At 65.4% G+C, this 15,322-nt stretch carries 14 protein-coding genes; 10 read left to right on the top strand and 4 right to left on the bottom strand.

The window, feature by feature from the left end; all coding sequences use genetic code 11:
* Positions 1-12 precede the first annotated feature (12 nt).
* The 3 genes from lgt (at position 13) to U873_RS0125785 (ending at position 2,622) form a co-directional block, all read left to right on the top strand.
* Positions 13-822: a prolipoprotein diacylglyceryl transferase gene (gene lgt, locus U873_RS0125775; protein WP_025130986.1), complete on the top strand. Its 810-nt coding sequence runs from the start codon at positions 13-15 to the stop codon at positions 820-822.
* Positions 823-870: 48 nt separating this feature from the next.
* Positions 871-1,842, top strand: coding sequence for a thymidylate synthase (locus U873_RS0125780; protein ID WP_025130987.1), 972 nt, complete (start codon positions 871-873; stop codon positions 1,840-1,842).
* 192 nt (positions 1,843-2,034) lie between these two features.
* A complete protein-coding gene (locus U873_RS0125785) occupies positions 2,035-2,622 on the top strand; it encodes an undecaprenyl-diphosphatase (RefSeq protein ID WP_025130988.1) in 588 nt (195 codons plus the stop codon).
* A 24-nt stretch (positions 2,623-2,646) separates the two neighbouring features.
* Here the strand turns inward: U873_RS0125785 and cadR are convergent, their stop codons facing one another.
* Together cadR and U873_RS37290 are read right to left on the bottom strand one after the other, a co-directional pair.
* A complete protein-coding gene (cadR, locus tag U873_RS0125790; protein WP_025130989.1) occupies positions 2,647-3,096 on the bottom strand; it encodes a Cd(II)/Pb(II)-responsive transcriptional regulator in 450 nt (149 codons plus the stop codon).
* Between the two features lie 85 nt (positions 3,097-3,181).
* Positions 3,182-3,391 (bottom strand): hypothetical protein, encoded by a 210-nt coding sequence (locus U873_RS37290; protein ID WP_256244968.1) that lies wholly within the window; start codon positions 3,389-3,391, stop codon positions 3,182-3,184.
* A gap of 48 nt (positions 3,392-3,439) precedes the next feature.
* Between U873_RS37290 and U873_RS0125795 the strand changes: the two genes are divergently transcribed.
* The 7 genes from U873_RS0125795 (at position 3,440) to U873_RS0125825 (ending at position 12,440) form a co-directional block, all read left to right on the top strand.
* On the top strand, positions 3,440-5,566 hold the full coding sequence (locus U873_RS0125795; protein ID WP_256244970.1) for a heavy metal translocating P-type ATPase: 2,127 nt from the start codon (positions 3,440-3,442) through the stop codon (positions 5,564-5,566).
* Positions 5,567-5,681: 115 nt separating this feature from the next.
* Positions 5,682-6,545, top strand: coding sequence for a LysR family transcriptional regulator (locus U873_RS0125800; protein ID WP_025130991.1), 864 nt, complete (start codon positions 5,682-5,684; stop codon positions 6,543-6,545).
* Between the two features lie 184 nt (positions 6,546-6,729).
* The gene (locus U873_RS0125805) at positions 6,730-7,806 is read left to right on the top strand and encodes a putative 2-aminoethylphosphonate ABC transporter ATP-binding protein (protein WP_025130992.1); all 1,077 of its coding nucleotides are present in this window, start codon (positions 6,730-6,732) and stop codon (positions 7,804-7,806) included.
* A gap of 1 nt (position 7,807) precedes the next feature.
* Positions 7,808-9,532: a putative 2-aminoethylphosphonate ABC transporter permease subunit gene (locus U873_RS0125810; RefSeq protein ID WP_025130993.1), complete on the top strand. Its 1,725-nt coding sequence runs from the start codon at positions 7,808-7,810 to the stop codon at positions 9,530-9,532.
* A gap of 50 nt (positions 9,533-9,582) precedes the next feature.
* Entirely contained in the window at positions 9,583-10,608 is a 1,026-nt protein-coding gene (locus tag U873_RS0125815; protein ID WP_025130994.1) for a putative 2-aminoethylphosphonate ABC transporter substrate-binding protein, read from the top strand.
* A gap of 144 nt (positions 10,609-10,752) precedes the next feature.
* Positions 10,753-11,886: a TIGR03364 family FAD-dependent oxidoreductase gene (locus tag U873_RS0125820; RefSeq protein WP_025130995.1), complete on the top strand. Its 1,134-nt coding sequence runs from the start codon at positions 10,753-10,755 to the stop codon at positions 11,884-11,886.
* The gene (locus tag U873_RS0125825) at positions 11,886-12,440 is read left to right on the top strand and encodes a phosphonate degradation HD-domain oxygenase (RefSeq protein WP_025130996.1); all 555 of its coding nucleotides are present in this window, start codon (positions 11,886-11,888) and stop codon (positions 12,438-12,440) included. The genes U873_RS0125820 and U873_RS0125825 overlap by 1 nt, the downstream gene beginning before the upstream one ends.
* A gap of 52 nt (positions 12,441-12,492) precedes the next feature.
* On the opposite strand, the gene U873_RS0125830 is transcribed toward U873_RS0125825, so the two are convergent.
* Together U873_RS0125830 and U873_RS0125835 are read right to left on the bottom strand one after the other, a co-directional pair.
* Complete coding sequence (locus tag U873_RS0125830; protein WP_025130997.1) at positions 12,493-13,878, bottom strand: DUF3482 domain-containing protein; 1,386 nt, start codon at positions 13,876-13,878, stop codon at positions 12,493-12,495.
* A complete protein-coding gene (locus U873_RS0125835) occupies positions 13,871-15,250 on the bottom strand; it encodes a DUF2868 domain-containing protein (RefSeq protein WP_025130998.1) in 1,380 nt (459 codons plus the stop codon). The genes U873_RS0125830 and U873_RS0125835 overlap by 8 nt, the downstream gene beginning before the upstream one ends.
* Positions 15,251-15,322 lie beyond the last annotated feature (72 nt).

Raw genomic sequence — 15,322 nt, forward strand, 5'->3', positions numbered from 1 at the left:
CGAGGAGTCGCAATGCTGCCTTACCCGCAGATTGATCCGGTGGCCCTGGCCATCGGCCCGCTGAAAATCCACTGGTACGGCCTGATGTACCTGATCGGCATCGGCGGAGCCTGGCTGCTGGCGTCGCGCCGGCTGAACCGCTTCGATCCGACCTGGAGCAAAGAGAAACTCTCGGACATGGTGTTCTGGATGTCCATGGGGGTGATCGTCGGCGGACGCCTGGGTTATGTGCTGTTCTACGACCTGAGTGCCTACCTGGCCAATCCGACCCTGATTTTCGAGGTGTGGAAGGGCGGCATGTCGTTCCACGGTGGTTTCATCGGCGTGATGCTGGCGGCCTGGTGGTTCGGCAAGCGCAACAACAAGACCTTCTTCGAACTGATGGACTTCGTCGCACCGATGGTGCCGATCGGCCTGGGTGCCGGGCGGATCGGCAACTTCATCAACGCCGAACTGTGGGGCAAGCCGACCGATCTGCCCTGGGCGATGATCTTCCCGCCGTTCAGCGACCCGTCGCAGTTGCCCCGTCACCCTTCGCAGCTCTACCAGTTCGCCCTGGAAGGGGTGGCCCTGTTCGCGATCCTGTGGCTGTTCTCGCGCAAACCCCGGCCGACCATGGCGGTTTCCGGTATGTTCGCCCTGTTCTACGGGATCTTCCGCTTTATCGTCGAGTTCGTCCGGGTGCCGGACGCGCAACTGGGCTATCTGGCGTGGAACTGGTTGACCATGGGTCAGGTTCTTTGCGTGCCAATGATTCTCGGCGGCCTGGGGCTGATCTGGCTGGCGTATCATCGCGCTCCGGCCAAGAGCGCGGCGCAATAAATTCGAACCCCGGGACGCAGGTCCCGGGTTCAAGGATGCAGGTACTTCATGAAGCAATATCTTGATCTGGTGGCCCACGTCATCAACAACGGCACCAAGCAGGCCAACCGCACCGGTGTGAACACCATCAGCTTCCCCGGGGCGATGCTGCGCTACGACCTCAAGGAAGGTTTTCCGGCCATCACCACCCGCAAGATGGCCTTCAAGTCAGCCATCGGCGAGATGGTCGGCTTCCTGCGCGGGGTGAACAACGCGGCGCAGTTTCGCGCCCTGGGCTGCAAGGTCTGGGACCAGAACGCCAACGAAAACGCCCAGTGGCTGGCCAATCCGTTCCGCCAGGGTGATGACGACCTGGGCGAGATCTATGGCGTGCAATGGCGCAAGTGGCCGGCCTACAAGCAGATCAAGACCAGCAACCAGGCGGCCATCGACCTGGCCCTGAGCCAGGGCTACCGGCAGATCGCCGCGGGTGAGGAAGAGGGCCAGGCCTACGTGGTGCTGTACAAGGCCATCGACCAGGTCCGCCAGTGCGTCGACACCATCATCAACGACCCAGGCAGCCGGCGGATCCTGTTCCACGGCTGGAACTGCGCGCAGCTGGACGAAATGGCCCTGCCGCCGTGCCACCTGCTGTATCAGTTCCACCCCAATGTCGAGACCCGGGAAATCTCCCTGACCCTCTACATCCGCTCCAACGACCTGGGCCTGGGCACGCCGTTCAACCTCACCGAAGGGGCTGCGCTGTTGAGCCTGATCGGCCGCCTGACCGGCTACACTCCGCGCTGGTTCACCTATTTCATCGGTGACGCCCACGTCTACGAGAATCACCTGGACATGCTCAACGAGCAGCTCAAGCGCGAGCCGTTCCCGATGCCCAAGCTGGTGATTTCCGAGCGCGTGCCGGAGTTCGCCAAGACCGGTCAGTACCAGCCGGAGTGGCTGGAATTGATCGAGCCGAGCGACTTCTCCCTGGAAGGCTATGAGCACCATGCGCCGATGACGGCGCCGATGGCGGTCTAAGCGATTCTTCGGCAGTACCCGAGGGCCGCGCAGCAGACACTGCGCGGCCCTTGTCGATTCACCCCGTTGCCTTTTTCGACCTTGCCCGGGAGGTATTCCGGGTATTGCCGTGCCTGGCGGGCGACTACGCTCCTGGGAGCGGCCCTGCGAGGCGCGGGGTGTTGTCCTTGTGATAGTGAGCGTGAGCCCTGTATGGAAGAACTCAATCGCAGCCTGTTCCTGCTCATCAATGCCAGTGCCGAGGCGTCGTTGCCGGTGCGTGAGCTGGCGGTTTTCCTCGCGCAAGGGTTGGTCCTGAGCGTACCGCTGCTGCTCCTGGTGTTCTGGGTCTTCGGCGATCGGCGCCAGCGCATGATCGTCCTGCTGGCGACCCTGAGCATCGTCTTCGCCCTGGCCTGCAACCTGTTGATCCGCGAGCTGTGGTTCCACCCGCGGCCCTTCATGCTGGGCCTGGGGCAGAATTTCCTGGCCCACGCCCCCGGCGCCTCGTTTCCCAGCGACCACGCCAGCGGCATGTTCGCCATGGCCTTTGCGTTGATCCTTGCGTCACTGCGCAAGACCGGTGGGGTGATGCTGGCCCTGGCGCTCCTGGTGAGCTGGGCGCGGGTCTACCTGGGGGTGCATTTCCCTTTCGATATCCTTGGCGGTTGCCTGGTGGGGCTGTTCAGCGCCTGGCTGGTGCGTCGGAGCATGATCTGGCGGCAGCTGGACCAGCGTTTGCTGGCGCTGCTGGAGGGGATCTATCACCGCCTGATACCGATGGGACGCCAGGGTTCTTGAAGCCGCGAGGCCTGAGCTGCGGGCTCAATGCCCGTGGCTGCGCCCGACATGGGAGGGCTCGGCCTCGCTGGGGGCCACCGAGCCGCTGACCTCCAGGCGCTGGAGAATCCCGCAGTGGTCCAGGTCCGGCTCTTCGCCGCAGCGCTGACGTAGGTCCAGCAACTGGGCCTGGAGCACCAGCAGCCCGTCGATGCGCGCCTTGACGTGGTGGATATGCTCGTCGACCAGGGCGTTGACGCTGGCGCATTGCCCTTCGGGGCTGTCTCGCAGGTTCAACAGGCTGCGAATCTCCTCAAGGGTCATATCGAGACTGCGGCAGTTGCGAATGAAGGTCAGGCGCTCGGTGTGGGCTTGGGTGTAGAGGCGGTAGTTGCCTTCGCTGCGGGCCGGCTCCGGCAGCAGCCCCTCGCGCTCGTAGTAACGGATGGTCTCGACCTGGCAGTCGGTGAGTTTCGCCAGTTCGCCAATCTTCATTGTCGTCGTCTCCGAATAGGGGCTTGACCCTATAGTGGCTACAGGGTGTTCACTTGGCAACAAGCACCTTAATTCGGAAGGGACCCTAATGAGCGATTCTCTCCACAGCCCGCGCAAAACCGCGGATCAGCAGCCCCAGGCTGATCACGATCACGATCACGATCACGATCACGATCACGATCACGATCACGATCACGATCACGATCACGACCACGGTCACAGCCATGGCCCCAGCCATTCCCAGGCACCCGCGGGCCAGTTGCAGCCGGTCAAGGCGCACGATCATGCCGCCCACGGCGCATCCTGCTGCGGTTCCGCTGGCCTGGCGCCGTCCAGGGTCACCTTGAGCGAGACCCCGACCGCCGGCGCGCGCCTGAGCAGCTTCCGCATCGAAGCCATGGACTGTCCTACCGAGCAGACCCTGATCCAGAACAAGCTGGGCAAGCTGGCCGGGGTCCAGGCGCTGGAGTTCAACCTGATGAACCGCGTGCTGGGGGTGACCCACGACCTGCCGGACACGGCGCCGATCATCGCGGCGGTGAAATCCCTCGGCATGCACGCCGAGCCCCTGAACCCAAGTTCGGACGCCGCGCCGGCAGCTGCGGCGCCGGTGAAAAAGCCCTGGTGGCCGCTGGCCCTGTCCGGGATCGGTGCCCTGGCGGCCGAAGTCATCCATTTCACCAATGCTGCCCCCGATTGGGTGATCGCGCTGGTAGCCCTGGTGTCGATCCTCAGTGGCGGCCTGGGTACCTACAAGAAGGGCTGGATTGCCCTGAAGAACCGCAACCTCAACATCAATGCCCTGATGAGCATCGCCGTCACCGGCGCGGTGCTGATCGGCCAATGGCCGGAAGCGGCGATGGTGATGTTCCTGTTCACCGTGGCCGAACTGATCGAAGCCCGCTCTCTGGACCGTGCTCGCAACGCCATCAGTGGCCTGATGCAGATGACCCCGGAACAGGTCACGGTGCAACAGGCGGACGGCAGCTGGCGTGAGCAGGAGGCAAAAAGCGTCGAGCTGGGGGCGCGGGTTCGGGTCCGGCCCGGCGAGCGCATTGGCCTGGACGGCGAAGTGCTGTCCGGCAACTCCACCATCGACCAGGCACCGATCACCGGTGAAAGCCTGCCCGTGGAAAAGACCGTGGGCGACAAGGTCTTCGCCGGCACCATCAACCAGGCCGGCTCCCTGGAGTTCCGGGTTACCGCGGCCGCCAACAATTCGACCCTGGCGCGCATCATCCATGCCGTGGAACAGGCCCAGGGCGCCCGGGCACCGACCCAGCGCTTCGTCGACAGCTTCTCGAAGATCTACACCCCGGCGGTGTTCGCCTTTGCCCTGGGCGTGGCGCTGATTCCGCCCCTGTTCATGGCCGGTGCCTGGTTCGACTGGATCTACCGTGCCCTGGTGCTGCTGGTGGTGGCCTGCCCGTGTGCCCTGGTGATCTCCACCCCGGTGAGCATTGTCAGCGGCCTGGCCGCGGCGGCGCGCAAGGGCATCCTGGTCAAGGGCGGGGTCTACCTGGAGGGTGGCTACAAGCTCGATTACCTGGCCCTGGACAAGACTGGCACCATCACCCACGGCAAGCCGGTGCAGACCGACTTCCTGCCCCTGGATCCGCTCGCCGAAGACTCGGCGCCCGCCCTGGCCGCCAGCCTGGCCGGGCGTTCCGACCACCCGGTGTCCCTGGCCATTGCCCAGGCGGCTGTGGATAAACAGCTGGCGATGCACCCTGTGGATAACTTCGAGGCCCTGACCGGCCGAGGGGTGCGCGGTGAAATCAACGGTGAGCTGTATCACCTGGGCAACCACCGCCTGGTGGAAGAGCTGGGCCTGTGCTCGCCTGCCCTGGAAGAAAAGCTCTTCGCCCTGGAGAAGCAGGGCAAGACCGTGGTCCTGCTGCTGGATCGCAACGGCCCGCTGGCCCTGTTCGCCGTGGCCGACACCGTCAAGGAGTCCAGTCGCGAAGCCATCCAGCAGCTGCATGAGCTGGGAATCAAGACCCTGATGCTGACGGGCGACAACCCGCATACGGCCCAGGCGATTGCCGCCCAGGTAGGCATCGACCAGGCCCGGGGCGACCTGTTGCCTACCGACAAGCTGCAAGCCATCGAAGCCCTGTACGCCGAAGGCCACCGGGTGGGCATGGTGGGCGACGGGATCAACGACGCCCCGGCCCTGGCCCGCGCCGAGATTGGTTTTGCCATGGCAGCGGCGGGCACCGATACCGCTATCGAGACCGCCGATGTGGCCCTAATGGACGACGATCTGCGCAAGATCCCGGCGTTTATCCGCTTGTCGCGCCAGACCTCGGTGGTCCTCAAGCAAAATATCGCTCTGGCGCTGGTCATCAAGGCGATCTTTCTTGGGGTAACCTTTGCCGGACTGGCCACCATGTGGATGGCAGTATTCGCCGACATGGGGGTCAGCCTGTTGGTGGTGTTCAACGGCTTGCGCCTGCTGCGCAAATAGCCAGGGCAGCGGCGAGCTACAAGCTGCAAGCGATCGAGGTGAGAGTCAGCGTGATGAACCTACAAGGACCTGTATCGGCTTGCAGCTCGCAGCCACAAGCGTGTCGCGGCCTTCCATGTTGAGTGCGGAGCTCAAGGCCTTCTACATGGTCGCTCGCCTGGGCAGCATCACCCAGGCGGCGAAGAAGCTCGGTCTCAGCCAGCCCACAGTGACTACCCAGATCCGCAATCTGGAAAGCCAGTATTCGGTGGAGCTGTTCTTTCGCGGTGGCCGGCGCCTGAGCCTGAGCGATGAGGGCGCGCGCCTGCTGCCGATGGTCAAGGACCTGTTGCAGCAGGAGGCCGACATCGAGTTCTTCCTGCGTAACAGCGGCCAGGTGCAGGGCACTCTGCGCATCGCGGCCACGGCGCCTTATTACATCCTCGACCTGGTGAAGACCTTTCGCCAACGCTTGCCGCAAGTGGAGGTCTCGGTGGAAATCGGCAACTCCCAGCAGGTGCTGGAGGCACTGGAGGAGTACCGGGTGGATGTGGCGGCATCCTCGCAGTTGCTGGAGGATTCGCGGTTGATCCGCCGGGTACTGGGCAGCGATCCGCTGGTGCTGGCGGTGCACCGCAATCATCCCCTGGCCGCCCTGGACCATGTGCCCCTCAACGCCCTGGCCGGACACACCCTGTTGATGCGCGAACCCGGGTCCACCACCCGCAGCCTCACCGAGGACCTGCTGAAGAACGCCAACGTCAGCTTCGGCCCACTGTTGGAAATCGGCAGCCGCGAGTCGATTCGCGAAGCGGTGCTGCGCAATATCGGCATCAGCATCATTGCCCGCCAGGAGGTTCCTCACGATCCGCAGTTGCGGGTGCTGAGCATCGAAAATGCACCGCAGATAGCCGAATACCTGTATTGCCTCAAGGAGCGCAAGAACGCGCGGCTGCCTGCGGCTTTCCTCGGGCTGGCCCAGGAAATGGCGCCTCTTTAGTCACAGCTGCTCCGGCCGCCATCCCTTGCCCGGCGCCTCATCATGCCCCCGGCCGCTACCGGCTCTGTGGCCCGGCGCCAACCCAAATCTGCCAATACCACTATCGGCAGCTTTTGCCTGTTTGCCACAAGAGCTACGCATTCGCCCCCTAGGATGGGTTTCATCTGCCAGATGAGGCCCGTCCATGAACAACCCGACTGCAACTGCCCTGAGCAACCCCGGCGCACCGATGAAGATTCGCGGTGTACAGAAGCGCTTTGGTGCCTTCACCGCGCTGGATAACGTTTCCCTGGACGTGGCCGCCGGCGAACTGGTGTGCCTGCTGGGGCCGTCTGGCTGCGGCAAGACCACCTTGCTGCGCTGCATCGCCGGCCTTGAGCGCCAGGACCAGGGCGAGTTGTACCTGGGGGAACGGGATGTGTCGCTCCTGCCGCCACAGGCCCGTGACTACGGCATTCTGTTCCAGTCCTACGCGCTGTTTCCCAATCTCACCGTGGAAGCCAACATCGCCTACGGCCTGGCCGGCAGCGGGCGCGAGGAAACGCGCAAGCGCGTGGCGCAGATGCTGGAGCTGGTTGGCCTGTCCGGCAGCGAAAAAAAATACCCCGGCCAGCTTTCCGGTGGGCAGCAGCAGCGGGTCGCCCTGGCCCGGGCCTTGGCGCCGGCACCTTCGCTGCTGCTGCTGGATGAGCCAATGTCGGCCCTGGACGCCCGGGTCCGCGAGCACCTGTGCACCGAACTGCGCCAGCTGCAGCGGCGCCTGGGAATCACCACCCTGATGGTCACCCACAACCAGGACGAAGCCATGCTGATGGCCGACCGGATTGCCGTGATGAACAACGGCAAGGTCGAGCAGTACGCTACGCCCCAGGAAATCTACGACCGTCCGGCCACGCCGTTCGTCGCCGAGTTCGTCGGCCAGGGCAACTGGCTACCCTTCAGCCGCAACAGCGACAGCCATGCCCAGGTCGGCGGGATGAATGTGCGCCTGGCCGACGATTCGGCCAAGGCCGCCTCGGGCCGCTTGTTCTGCCGTCCGGAAGCCATCAGCGTCAACCCGCCGGTGCATGAGGAAAACCTGTTCGCGGCCAAGGTCCGGGAAATCACCTTCCTCGGCAACCGCTGCCGCATGAGTTTTGAACTCAATCATTTGCCAGGGCATCCGCTGCTGGCCGAACTGGCACCGGAAGCCATGCCGCGACTGGGCGCCCAGGACATCTGGGTCGCCTTGCCGCCGCGCAGCCTGCAGGTGTTTGCCTGATATGAGCGTGCAAATGTCCCTGCCGCTACCTGCAAAGCGGGCGCGGCAGACTTCCCGTGCCGAACTCGGCGACCGTCTGTTCGTCGTGGGTGGCAAGTTCCTGCTCCTGCTGTTGCTGGGGGTTGCGGTGCTGCTGCCGCTGCTGGCGATCTTCTGGCGCGGCTTCAGCGCCGAGGCCGGGCAGGGCGGTGGCCTGGTCGCGGCCCGTGAACTCATCAGCAGTGACAATTTTCACTGGCTGCTCGGCAACAGCCTGAAAGTCTCCCTCAGCGTTGCCGCCATCGTGGTGCCCCTGGCCTATCTGTTCGCCTACGCCCTGCAGCGCACGCTGATTCCCGGCAAGGCGATCTGGCGCGGCCTGTCGCTGTTGCCGCTGATGGCACCGTCGATGCTGCCGGGTATTGCCCTGGTCTACCTGTTCGGCAACCAGGGCATGCTTCGCGGTCTGTTCGCCGACAACATCTACGGTTTCTGGGGCATTGTCCTCGGTGAGGTGATCTACACCTTCCCCCATGCCCTGATGATTCTGCTCTCGGCCCTGTCCCTGGCGGATGCGCGGTTGTTCGATGCGGCGTCGAGCATGGGCGCGAGCCCGGCCAAGGCCTTTCGCAGCATTACCTGGCCGGCCACCCGGCAGGCGGTATTCGCCGCCTTCTGCCTGGTGTTCACCCTGACCATCACCGATTTCGGCGTGCCGGTAGTGGTCGGCGGCGACTACCAGGTGCTGGCCCTGGAGGCCTACAAGGCGGTGGTCGGCCAACAGCAGTTCGGCCGCGGCGCGCTGATCGGCATGGTGCTGTTGCTCCCGGCGCTGTTCAGCTTCGGCGTCGATGCCTGGTTGCGTCGCCGCCATGGCGACTCCATGAGCGGCCGGGCCCAGGTGTTCAGGCCGGCGCCGTGCAAGCGCCGCGATGCCTGCTACCTGGCCATCGTGCTGTTGATCTGCGCAGCGTTGCTGCTGGTGTTCGGCATGGCGGTGTATTCCTCCCTGGTGAAGTTCTGGCCCTACAACCTGTCGCTGTCTCTCAATCACTATCAGTTCAATGACACCGCCGGCGGTGGCTGGCTGGCCTACCGCAACAGCCTGACCATGGCCCTGTGCACGGCGCTGATCGGCAGCGTGCTGATCTTCACCGGTGCCTACCTGATGGAGAAGACCTCGGGGCAGCGCGGCCTCAACCTGGCGCTGCGCATGCTCAGCTTCGTGCCCATGGCGGTGCCCGGCCTGGTGCTGGGCCTGGGCTACGTGTTCTTTTTCAACCTCAACGGCAACCCGCTGCATGTGCTCTACGGCACCATGACCCTGCTGGTGGTGTGCACCATCGCCCACTACCTGACCACCGCGCAGATGACCGCCACCACCGCCCTGCGCCAGCTGGACGCGGAGTTCGAGGCGGCTGCGCTGTCGCTCAAGGCGCCGCTGTACCGGCACTACCTGCGGGTCACGGTGCCGATCTGCCTGCCGGCGCTGCTGGACATCGTGCGCTACCTGTTCGTTTCGGCGATGACCACGGTGTCGGCGGCAATCTTCCTCTACAGCCCCGACACCATCCTCGCCGCCGTGGCCGTGCTGAACATGGACGATGCCGGCAATGTCGGCGGCGCCGCGGCGATGTCGACCCTGATCCTGTTCACCTCGGCCGGCGTCTCGCTGTTGCTGGCCTGGGCGTCGCGGGGCCTGCTGCGCCGCTCCCAGGCCTGGCGCCAGGGCGCACCCGGTCACTGATTCCGTTCACCTCCCCCAACCCTGATCTGCACTCACTAAGGAACCGCACCATGTTCAAGCCCCTGGCTCTTGCCGCTGCCGTCCTCTCTGCTGTCAGCCTGAACGCCTTTGCTGCGAAAACCGAACTGACGGTCTATACCGCCCTCGAAGCCGAGCAACTGAAGTCCTACAAACAGGCTTTTGAAAAGGCCAACCCGGACGTGGAGATCAAGTGGGTACGTGATTCCACCGGCATCATCACCGCCAAGCTGCTGGCCGAAAAAGCCCGTCCGCAGGCGGATGCGGTGTGGGGCCTGGCGGCGTCCAGCCTGGCGATCCTCGACCAGCAGGGCATGCTGCAGAGCTATGCACCGAAGGACCTGGGCAAGATCGGCCCGAACTACCGCGACGCCGCCAACCCGCCGGCCTGGGTCGGCATGGACGTGTGGGCCGCGACCATCTGCTTCAACACCGTGGAGGCCCAGAAGCAGGGCCTGACCAAGCCGGTGAGCTGGCAGGACCTGACCAAGCCCGAGTACAAGGGCAAGATCGTCATGCCTAACCCGGCATCCTCGGGCACCGGCTTCCTCGACGTCAGCGCCTGGCTGCAGACCTTCGGCGAGAAGCAGGGCTGGCAGTACATGGATGAGCTGCACCAGAACATCGGCCAGTACGTCCATTCCGGTTCCAAACCGTGCAAGCTGGCCGCCGCCGGTGAATTCCCCATCGGCATCTCCTTCGAGTACCCGGCGGTGCAGTTGAAGCGCCAGGGCGCGCCGCTGGACATCGTCCTGCCCAAGGAAGGCCTGGGCTGGGAAATCGAAGCCACCGCAGTGATCAAGGGCACCCCCCACGAAGAGGCGGCGAAGAAGCTCGCCGACTTCTCCGCCAGCCCGGCGGCCATGGAGCTGTACAAGGAAAACTTCGCCGTGCTGGCCCAGCCCGGCATCGCCAAGCCGCAGACCGAACTGCCGGCGGACTACGAGCAGCGCCTGATCAAGAACGACTTTGCCTGGGCTTCGAAGAACCGCGACGAAATCCTCAGCGAATGGCGCAAGCGCTATGACGGCAAGTCGGAAAAGGTCGCCGCACAGTAACGCCCAGGGCAGCTGTGGCGAGGGAACTGGCTCGCGCTGGGCGGTGAAGCAGCCCTGAGTCCGGACAATGCGCTGCAGCTGCCTGGGAGTGCTGCGCACTCCAGCGGGCGCACGCTCCCTCGCCACACTCAATGAGACATGAACATGACCAATCACAGCGATCTGCTGATCGTCGGCGCCGGCATCCTGGGCCTGTCCCACGCCTATGCCGCCGCCAAGCGCGGTTTGCGGGTGCAAGTTTTCGAGCGCAGCGCCACGCCCCTGGGCGCGTCGGTGCGCAATTTCGGCCAGGCCCTGGTCACAGGCCAGCCGCCGGGGATGATGCTGGAGCTGGCCAAGGCCAGCCGGGAAATCTGGGGCGACTGGCAGCAGTTGGCGGGCGTGCAGCTCAAGCGCAACGGTTCCTACCTGTTCGCCCGCAGCGAAGCCGAAGAGCACCTGCTGCAGGCCTTTTGTGCCGGCCGGGCGCAGGAACACGGTTACCGGGTCGAGCTGCTGCGCGGCGCGGCCTTGAATGACCTGTATGGTGGCCAGTTCCGCCATCACCGGGCGGCCCTGCACGGCCTGGACGACCAGCAACTGTATTCCCGCGAGGCGATTCCGGCGCTGATCGACTACCTGCGCCGGGACCTGGGGGTGCAGTTCCACTTCTCGACCCTGGTTCGGGACATCCAGCCGGGGCTGTTGCACAGCACCGCCGGCAGTTTTCGTGGCACGCGGACCCTGGTCTGTTCGGGCCACGACTACCAGACCCTGCTGGCCGAGCCGATTGCCCAGTTGCACCCGCAGGTCTGCCGCCTGCAGATGCTCCGCGCCCGTCCCCAGGCCGAGCTGAACCTGCAGCACGCGCTGCTCACCGGCTTGAGCTGTGTGCATTACGGTGCCTTTGCCGACCTGCCGGAAGCGGCGGCGGTGCAGGCCGAGATCCTGGCCCAGGCCCCCCATCTGCATGAGCATGGGATTCATCTACTGATCAGTCCGACCCCCTATGGTGAGCTGATCATCGGCGATTCCCACGATTACGGCGGGGATCCGTCGCCATTCAACGGCGAACAGGTGGATAACTGGATGATCGAGCTGGCCGAGCAGACCCTGGGCTGCAAGGTCCAGGTGGTGGAGCGCTGGCAGGGTGTCTATGGTGCCCGTGGCCCGGCGCCGTTTTCCTTCCTGGAGGCGGCCCCCGGGATCAATGTGTCTCTGATGCATACCGGGGTCGGCATGAGCGTCGGTCCGGCCATGGCCGAGCGCAACATCGCCCGGATACTGGAGGAGCAGTGATGAATCGACCGCAGCAGGTGATCGCCGAGGTCTTCGGCCTGTATGAGCGCTTCGGTGACAGCGACTACATCGGCGAGCCGGTGTCGCAGATCGAGCACATGTCCCAGGCCGCTCAGTTGGCCATGGCCGAGGGCTATGACGATGAAGTGGTGCTGGCGGCGTTCTTCCACGATATCGGGCATATCTGCGTGCAGGATGCCGAGAACATGGGGGGCTATGGCGTGGTCAGCCATGAACGCCTGGGGGCGGACTACTTGCGCCGGGCGGGTTTCAGCGAACGCCTGGCACGGCTGGTGGAATACCACGTCCAGGCCAAGCGCTACCTGACCTTCAAGGACCCCGGTTATTACCAGCGGCTGAGCGAAGCCAGCCGGCGCACCCTGGAGTACCAGGGTGGGGTGATGAGCGCGGCAGAGGCGGCAGCCTTCGAACTCGACCCGTTATGGGCGGTGAGTTTGCGCATGCGTCACTGGGACGAGCAGGCCAAGGAAATGTGGGTCCCGGTGATGGATATGCAGGTGCTCAAGGACAAGGCGCTGACTGTATTGGCCTGAGGGCCCTTTCGCCGGCAAGCCGGCTCCTACAGGGCTTGCCGGCGAAGGCGATCTACGACACCAGCAACGTCTCAGCCAGCGCCTCGATCTGCTCCTGACGCTCGGCCTGGCTCAGGCGCGCATGGGGATTGAGCGACGACCACTGCGGATGAGCCCTAGCCTTGCTCAGGGCTTCCGGCAACTTGCCCTCGCGCCAGCTCTTATCCTCCGGCGTGGCCAGGCGAATGCTGTCCATGGCCGCATGCCCGCGCAGGTTCAAGGCCTGTACCAGCTGGCGCTGACGCAGGGCCAGCAGGCGCAGCACGCTGTCATCCACGGTCAGTTCGCGCTGGCCCTTGAGCTTGCCCAGCAAGCGGCTGCCGTAGCTGCGGGCGGTTTGCAGGGCGCCACCGGCAATAGCCCCGGCCAGCGCCGCGGCGCCCAGGGTCAGGCCACCAACCAGCAGGTCGACCCCGGCTCCGGCCGCCGCGCCCGCGGCGATGCCGCTGCCTACCCGCACCCCCAGTTGCTTGAGGGTTTCCGGGTTGAACAGGTCGTCGCCCCAGCGCCCGTCCAGTAGCGGCAGGTCGCTGGTCGACGCGTCCTCGGGGCGGAAGGCGTAGAGCTTGAGCAAGGCTTCGACGCAGCGCTGCTCGCGCTGGCGGATGGCCTGGCGCAGTTCGCCAATGGCTTGTTGTTCCTGTTGGGCGTCGCTGGCCACGCTGCGGCGGCAGGCGGCGCAGTCCACCAGCAGTTCGGCAATCAGCCGCGCTGCGCTGTGCTGGCGCGCCCGGCGCTGGGCCTGCTGGTCGTCCATCAAGCGTTGCAGGGCCGGGCGGGCGTGCTCCAGCAACAGCGCCAGGCTCTCGTACAGGCGCTGTTCGCCGTCTTGGGGCGGCGCCACGCTGTCGAAGCGCACCAGGGCATGCAGGCCCAGGCGGGCCAGGGCTTCACGCCAGTCGCCTTCGCGCTGGTCGGCGCTGCTGACGAAGTTCAGCACCGGCAGCAGCGGCTTGCCGCAGCCAGTGAGCACCTCAAGCTCGTCGCGGTATTTGGCCAGCACCGGTTCCCGGGCATCGATCACATACAGGCCGGCGTCCGAGGCCAGCAGCTGGCGCAGCACCTTGGCTTCCTGTTCGAAACGCTGGCGGGCCTCGCTGCCGTCGAGAAAGCGTGCCACCCGCGCCGGGCCATCCAGGCGTTCGCCCGGGCGTTCCAGGCGTTCCAGGTAATCCAGCAGGGCGATGGCGTCCTCAAGGCCGGGGGTGTCGTACAGCTCCAGCAGGGCTTCGCCCTCCACCGACAGCCGCGCACCTTCCACATGCCGGGTGGTGCTGGGGCGATGGGACACTTCCCCGAAACCCACGTCCCGGGTCAGGGTGCGCAGCAGCGAGGTCTTGCCCACGTTGGTGTGGCCGACCACCGCCAGTTTCAGCGGCTTGTGGCGGGCATCAGTCATGACCGGTCTCCAGCCAGTTGAGGGGGGCGCAATCGGCGAACGGCAGTTCCAGCTGTTGCAGGGCGCTGTGCCAGTCACCCAGGCGCTCGGCATCCAGGGCCTGGCCGGGCGGTGCCTGCAGCAGCCAGACCCGGGTGGCGCTGGCATTGCGCGCCAGCTCGGCAATCAGCCCCAGGCTGCCGCGGTCCGGCGAACGCCGGGGATCGCAGGCGATCACCAGGCGCGCCGGGGGGAAGCGGCTCATCTGTTCCAGCAGGCGATGGCGTGATTCGCGGCTGTCGAGGATGCCGGCGTCCTTGACGTTATCCGGCAGCTGCGGCGGCCAGGGGCGCTGGTCGTCGAGCTCGATGGCCACCAGCAGCGCGCCGCTGCTGTCCAGGGTGTTGGCTGCGCCTTCGACCCGGTGCAACAGTTCGGGAGCCGCATCGTTGACCCCCAGGCGTTCGCTGCTGGGCATCAGGGGTTCACGCAGTTGCGCGTAGCCCGGCAGGTTGAGGTCCAGTTGCAGGCGTGCCTGTCCGTGTTTCCAGCGCCAGCGGCAGAACAGCATCAGCAGCAGACGCGGCAACACGCCGTAGATCACCACCAGCACCACCAGCCAGATGGCCCACATCTGACGGACCAGCTCAGTGTTGTAGACATCCCGGGTACTGGCCTGGATGGTCGCCAGGCTCGGGGCGCCCAGGCCCAGTGACCGGGGCAGGGCGCTGAGGAAGTTGGTGATGGCAGCGAAGGCATCGGCGCCCAGCAGGGTACTTTCCCAGACAAAGCTGTAGCGATGGGTGGTCAGCAGCAACAGCAGCATGGCCACGGCGCTGAGCAGGGCCAGGCACCACAGGCCGTTGATCAGGCTGCCCAGGGCCCAGCGGTTGAGCTTGCGCCGTTGCAGCAACAACAGCAGGGCCGGTGGCAGTTGGGCGGCCTTGGCATCCCGGGAGAATTTCTCGCTGAGCCACAGCCACAGGCGGCCCAGGCTGGCACCGTGCTCGCCGGCGAACAGCAGGCCGGCCAGCCAGCTCAGCAGCAGGATCAGGTTGATCCCCAGCAGGCTGCCCAGGGCCCAGAACACGTTCACCGGCTGCTGGGTGTTGCCCAGGGCGCTGAAGGCCAGGCCGGCGCCGCTGATGACCGCCAAGACCGAGAGTGCCAGCAGTGCCAGCCGCGCACCTTGCTGCCAGTGCAGCAGGGCACTGTGCAGGCCGTCACGCTGGGCCAGCCACAGGGCGCGGTTCTGGATCCGGGTCGCCAGGTCGCCGCCCTGGTTGCGGGCCAGGCGGTTGGCTTCCTGATCTTCCAGCGGGCCGGCGTGCTCCTCGCGCAGGCGCACGGTTTCGGTCAGCCACAGGCGTTGCAGGGGAGTCAGTGCAGTCACGCGTCATTCCATCGCTCAAAAGTGCGCTGAGCATAACTGCTGCAGCGCGGATCGGGGTACGTTGCCAGGTCC

It is taken from the genome of Pseudomonas sp. PH1b (genome assembly GCF_000633395.1).
GTDB lineage: Bacteria > Pseudomonadota > Gammaproteobacteria > Pseudomonadales > Pseudomonadaceae > Aquipseudomonas.

Excerpts from the sequence above, each read along its gene's own strand:
- U873_RS0125810 (WP_025130993.1), top strand. The coding sequence starts at position 7,808 with ATGAGCGTGCAAATGTCCCTGCCGCTACCTGCAAAGCGGGCGCGGCAG.
- lgt (WP_025130986.1), top strand. The coding sequence starts at position 13 with ATGCTGCCTTACCCGCAGATTGATCCGGTGGCCCTGGCCATCGGCCCG.
- U873_RS0125825 (WP_025130996.1), top strand. The coding sequence starts at position 11,886 with ATGAATCGACCGCAGCAGGTGATCGCCGAGGTCTTCGGCCTGTATGAG.
- U873_RS0125830 (WP_025130997.1), bottom strand. The coding sequence starts at position 13,878 with ATGACTGATGCCCGCCACAAGCCGCTGAAACTGGCGGTGGTCGGCCAC.
- U873_RS0125785 (WP_025130988.1), top strand. The coding sequence starts at position 2,035 with ATGGAAGAACTCAATCGCAGCCTGTTCCTGCTCATCAATGCCAGTGCC.
- U873_RS0125805 (WP_025130992.1), top strand. The coding sequence starts at position 6,730 with ATGAACAACCCGACTGCAACTGCCCTGAGCAACCCCGGCGCACCGATG.
- U873_RS0125780 (WP_025130987.1), top strand. The coding sequence starts at position 871 with ATGAAGCAATATCTTGATCTGGTGGCCCACGTCATCAACAACGGCACC.
- U873_RS0125815 (WP_025130994.1), top strand. The coding sequence starts at position 9,583 with ATGTTCAAGCCCCTGGCTCTTGCCGCTGCCGTCCTCTCTGCTGTCAGC.
- cadR (WP_025130989.1), bottom strand. The coding sequence starts at position 3,096 with ATGAAGATTGGCGAACTGGCGAAACTCACCGACTGCCAGGTCGAGACC.
- U873_RS0125820 (WP_025130995.1), top strand. The coding sequence starts at position 10,753 with ATGACCAATCACAGCGATCTGCTGATCGTCGGCGCCGGCATCCTGGGC.
- U873_RS0125800 (WP_025130991.1), top strand. The coding sequence starts at position 5,682 with ATGTTGAGTGCGGAGCTCAAGGCCTTCTACATGGTCGCTCGCCTGGGC.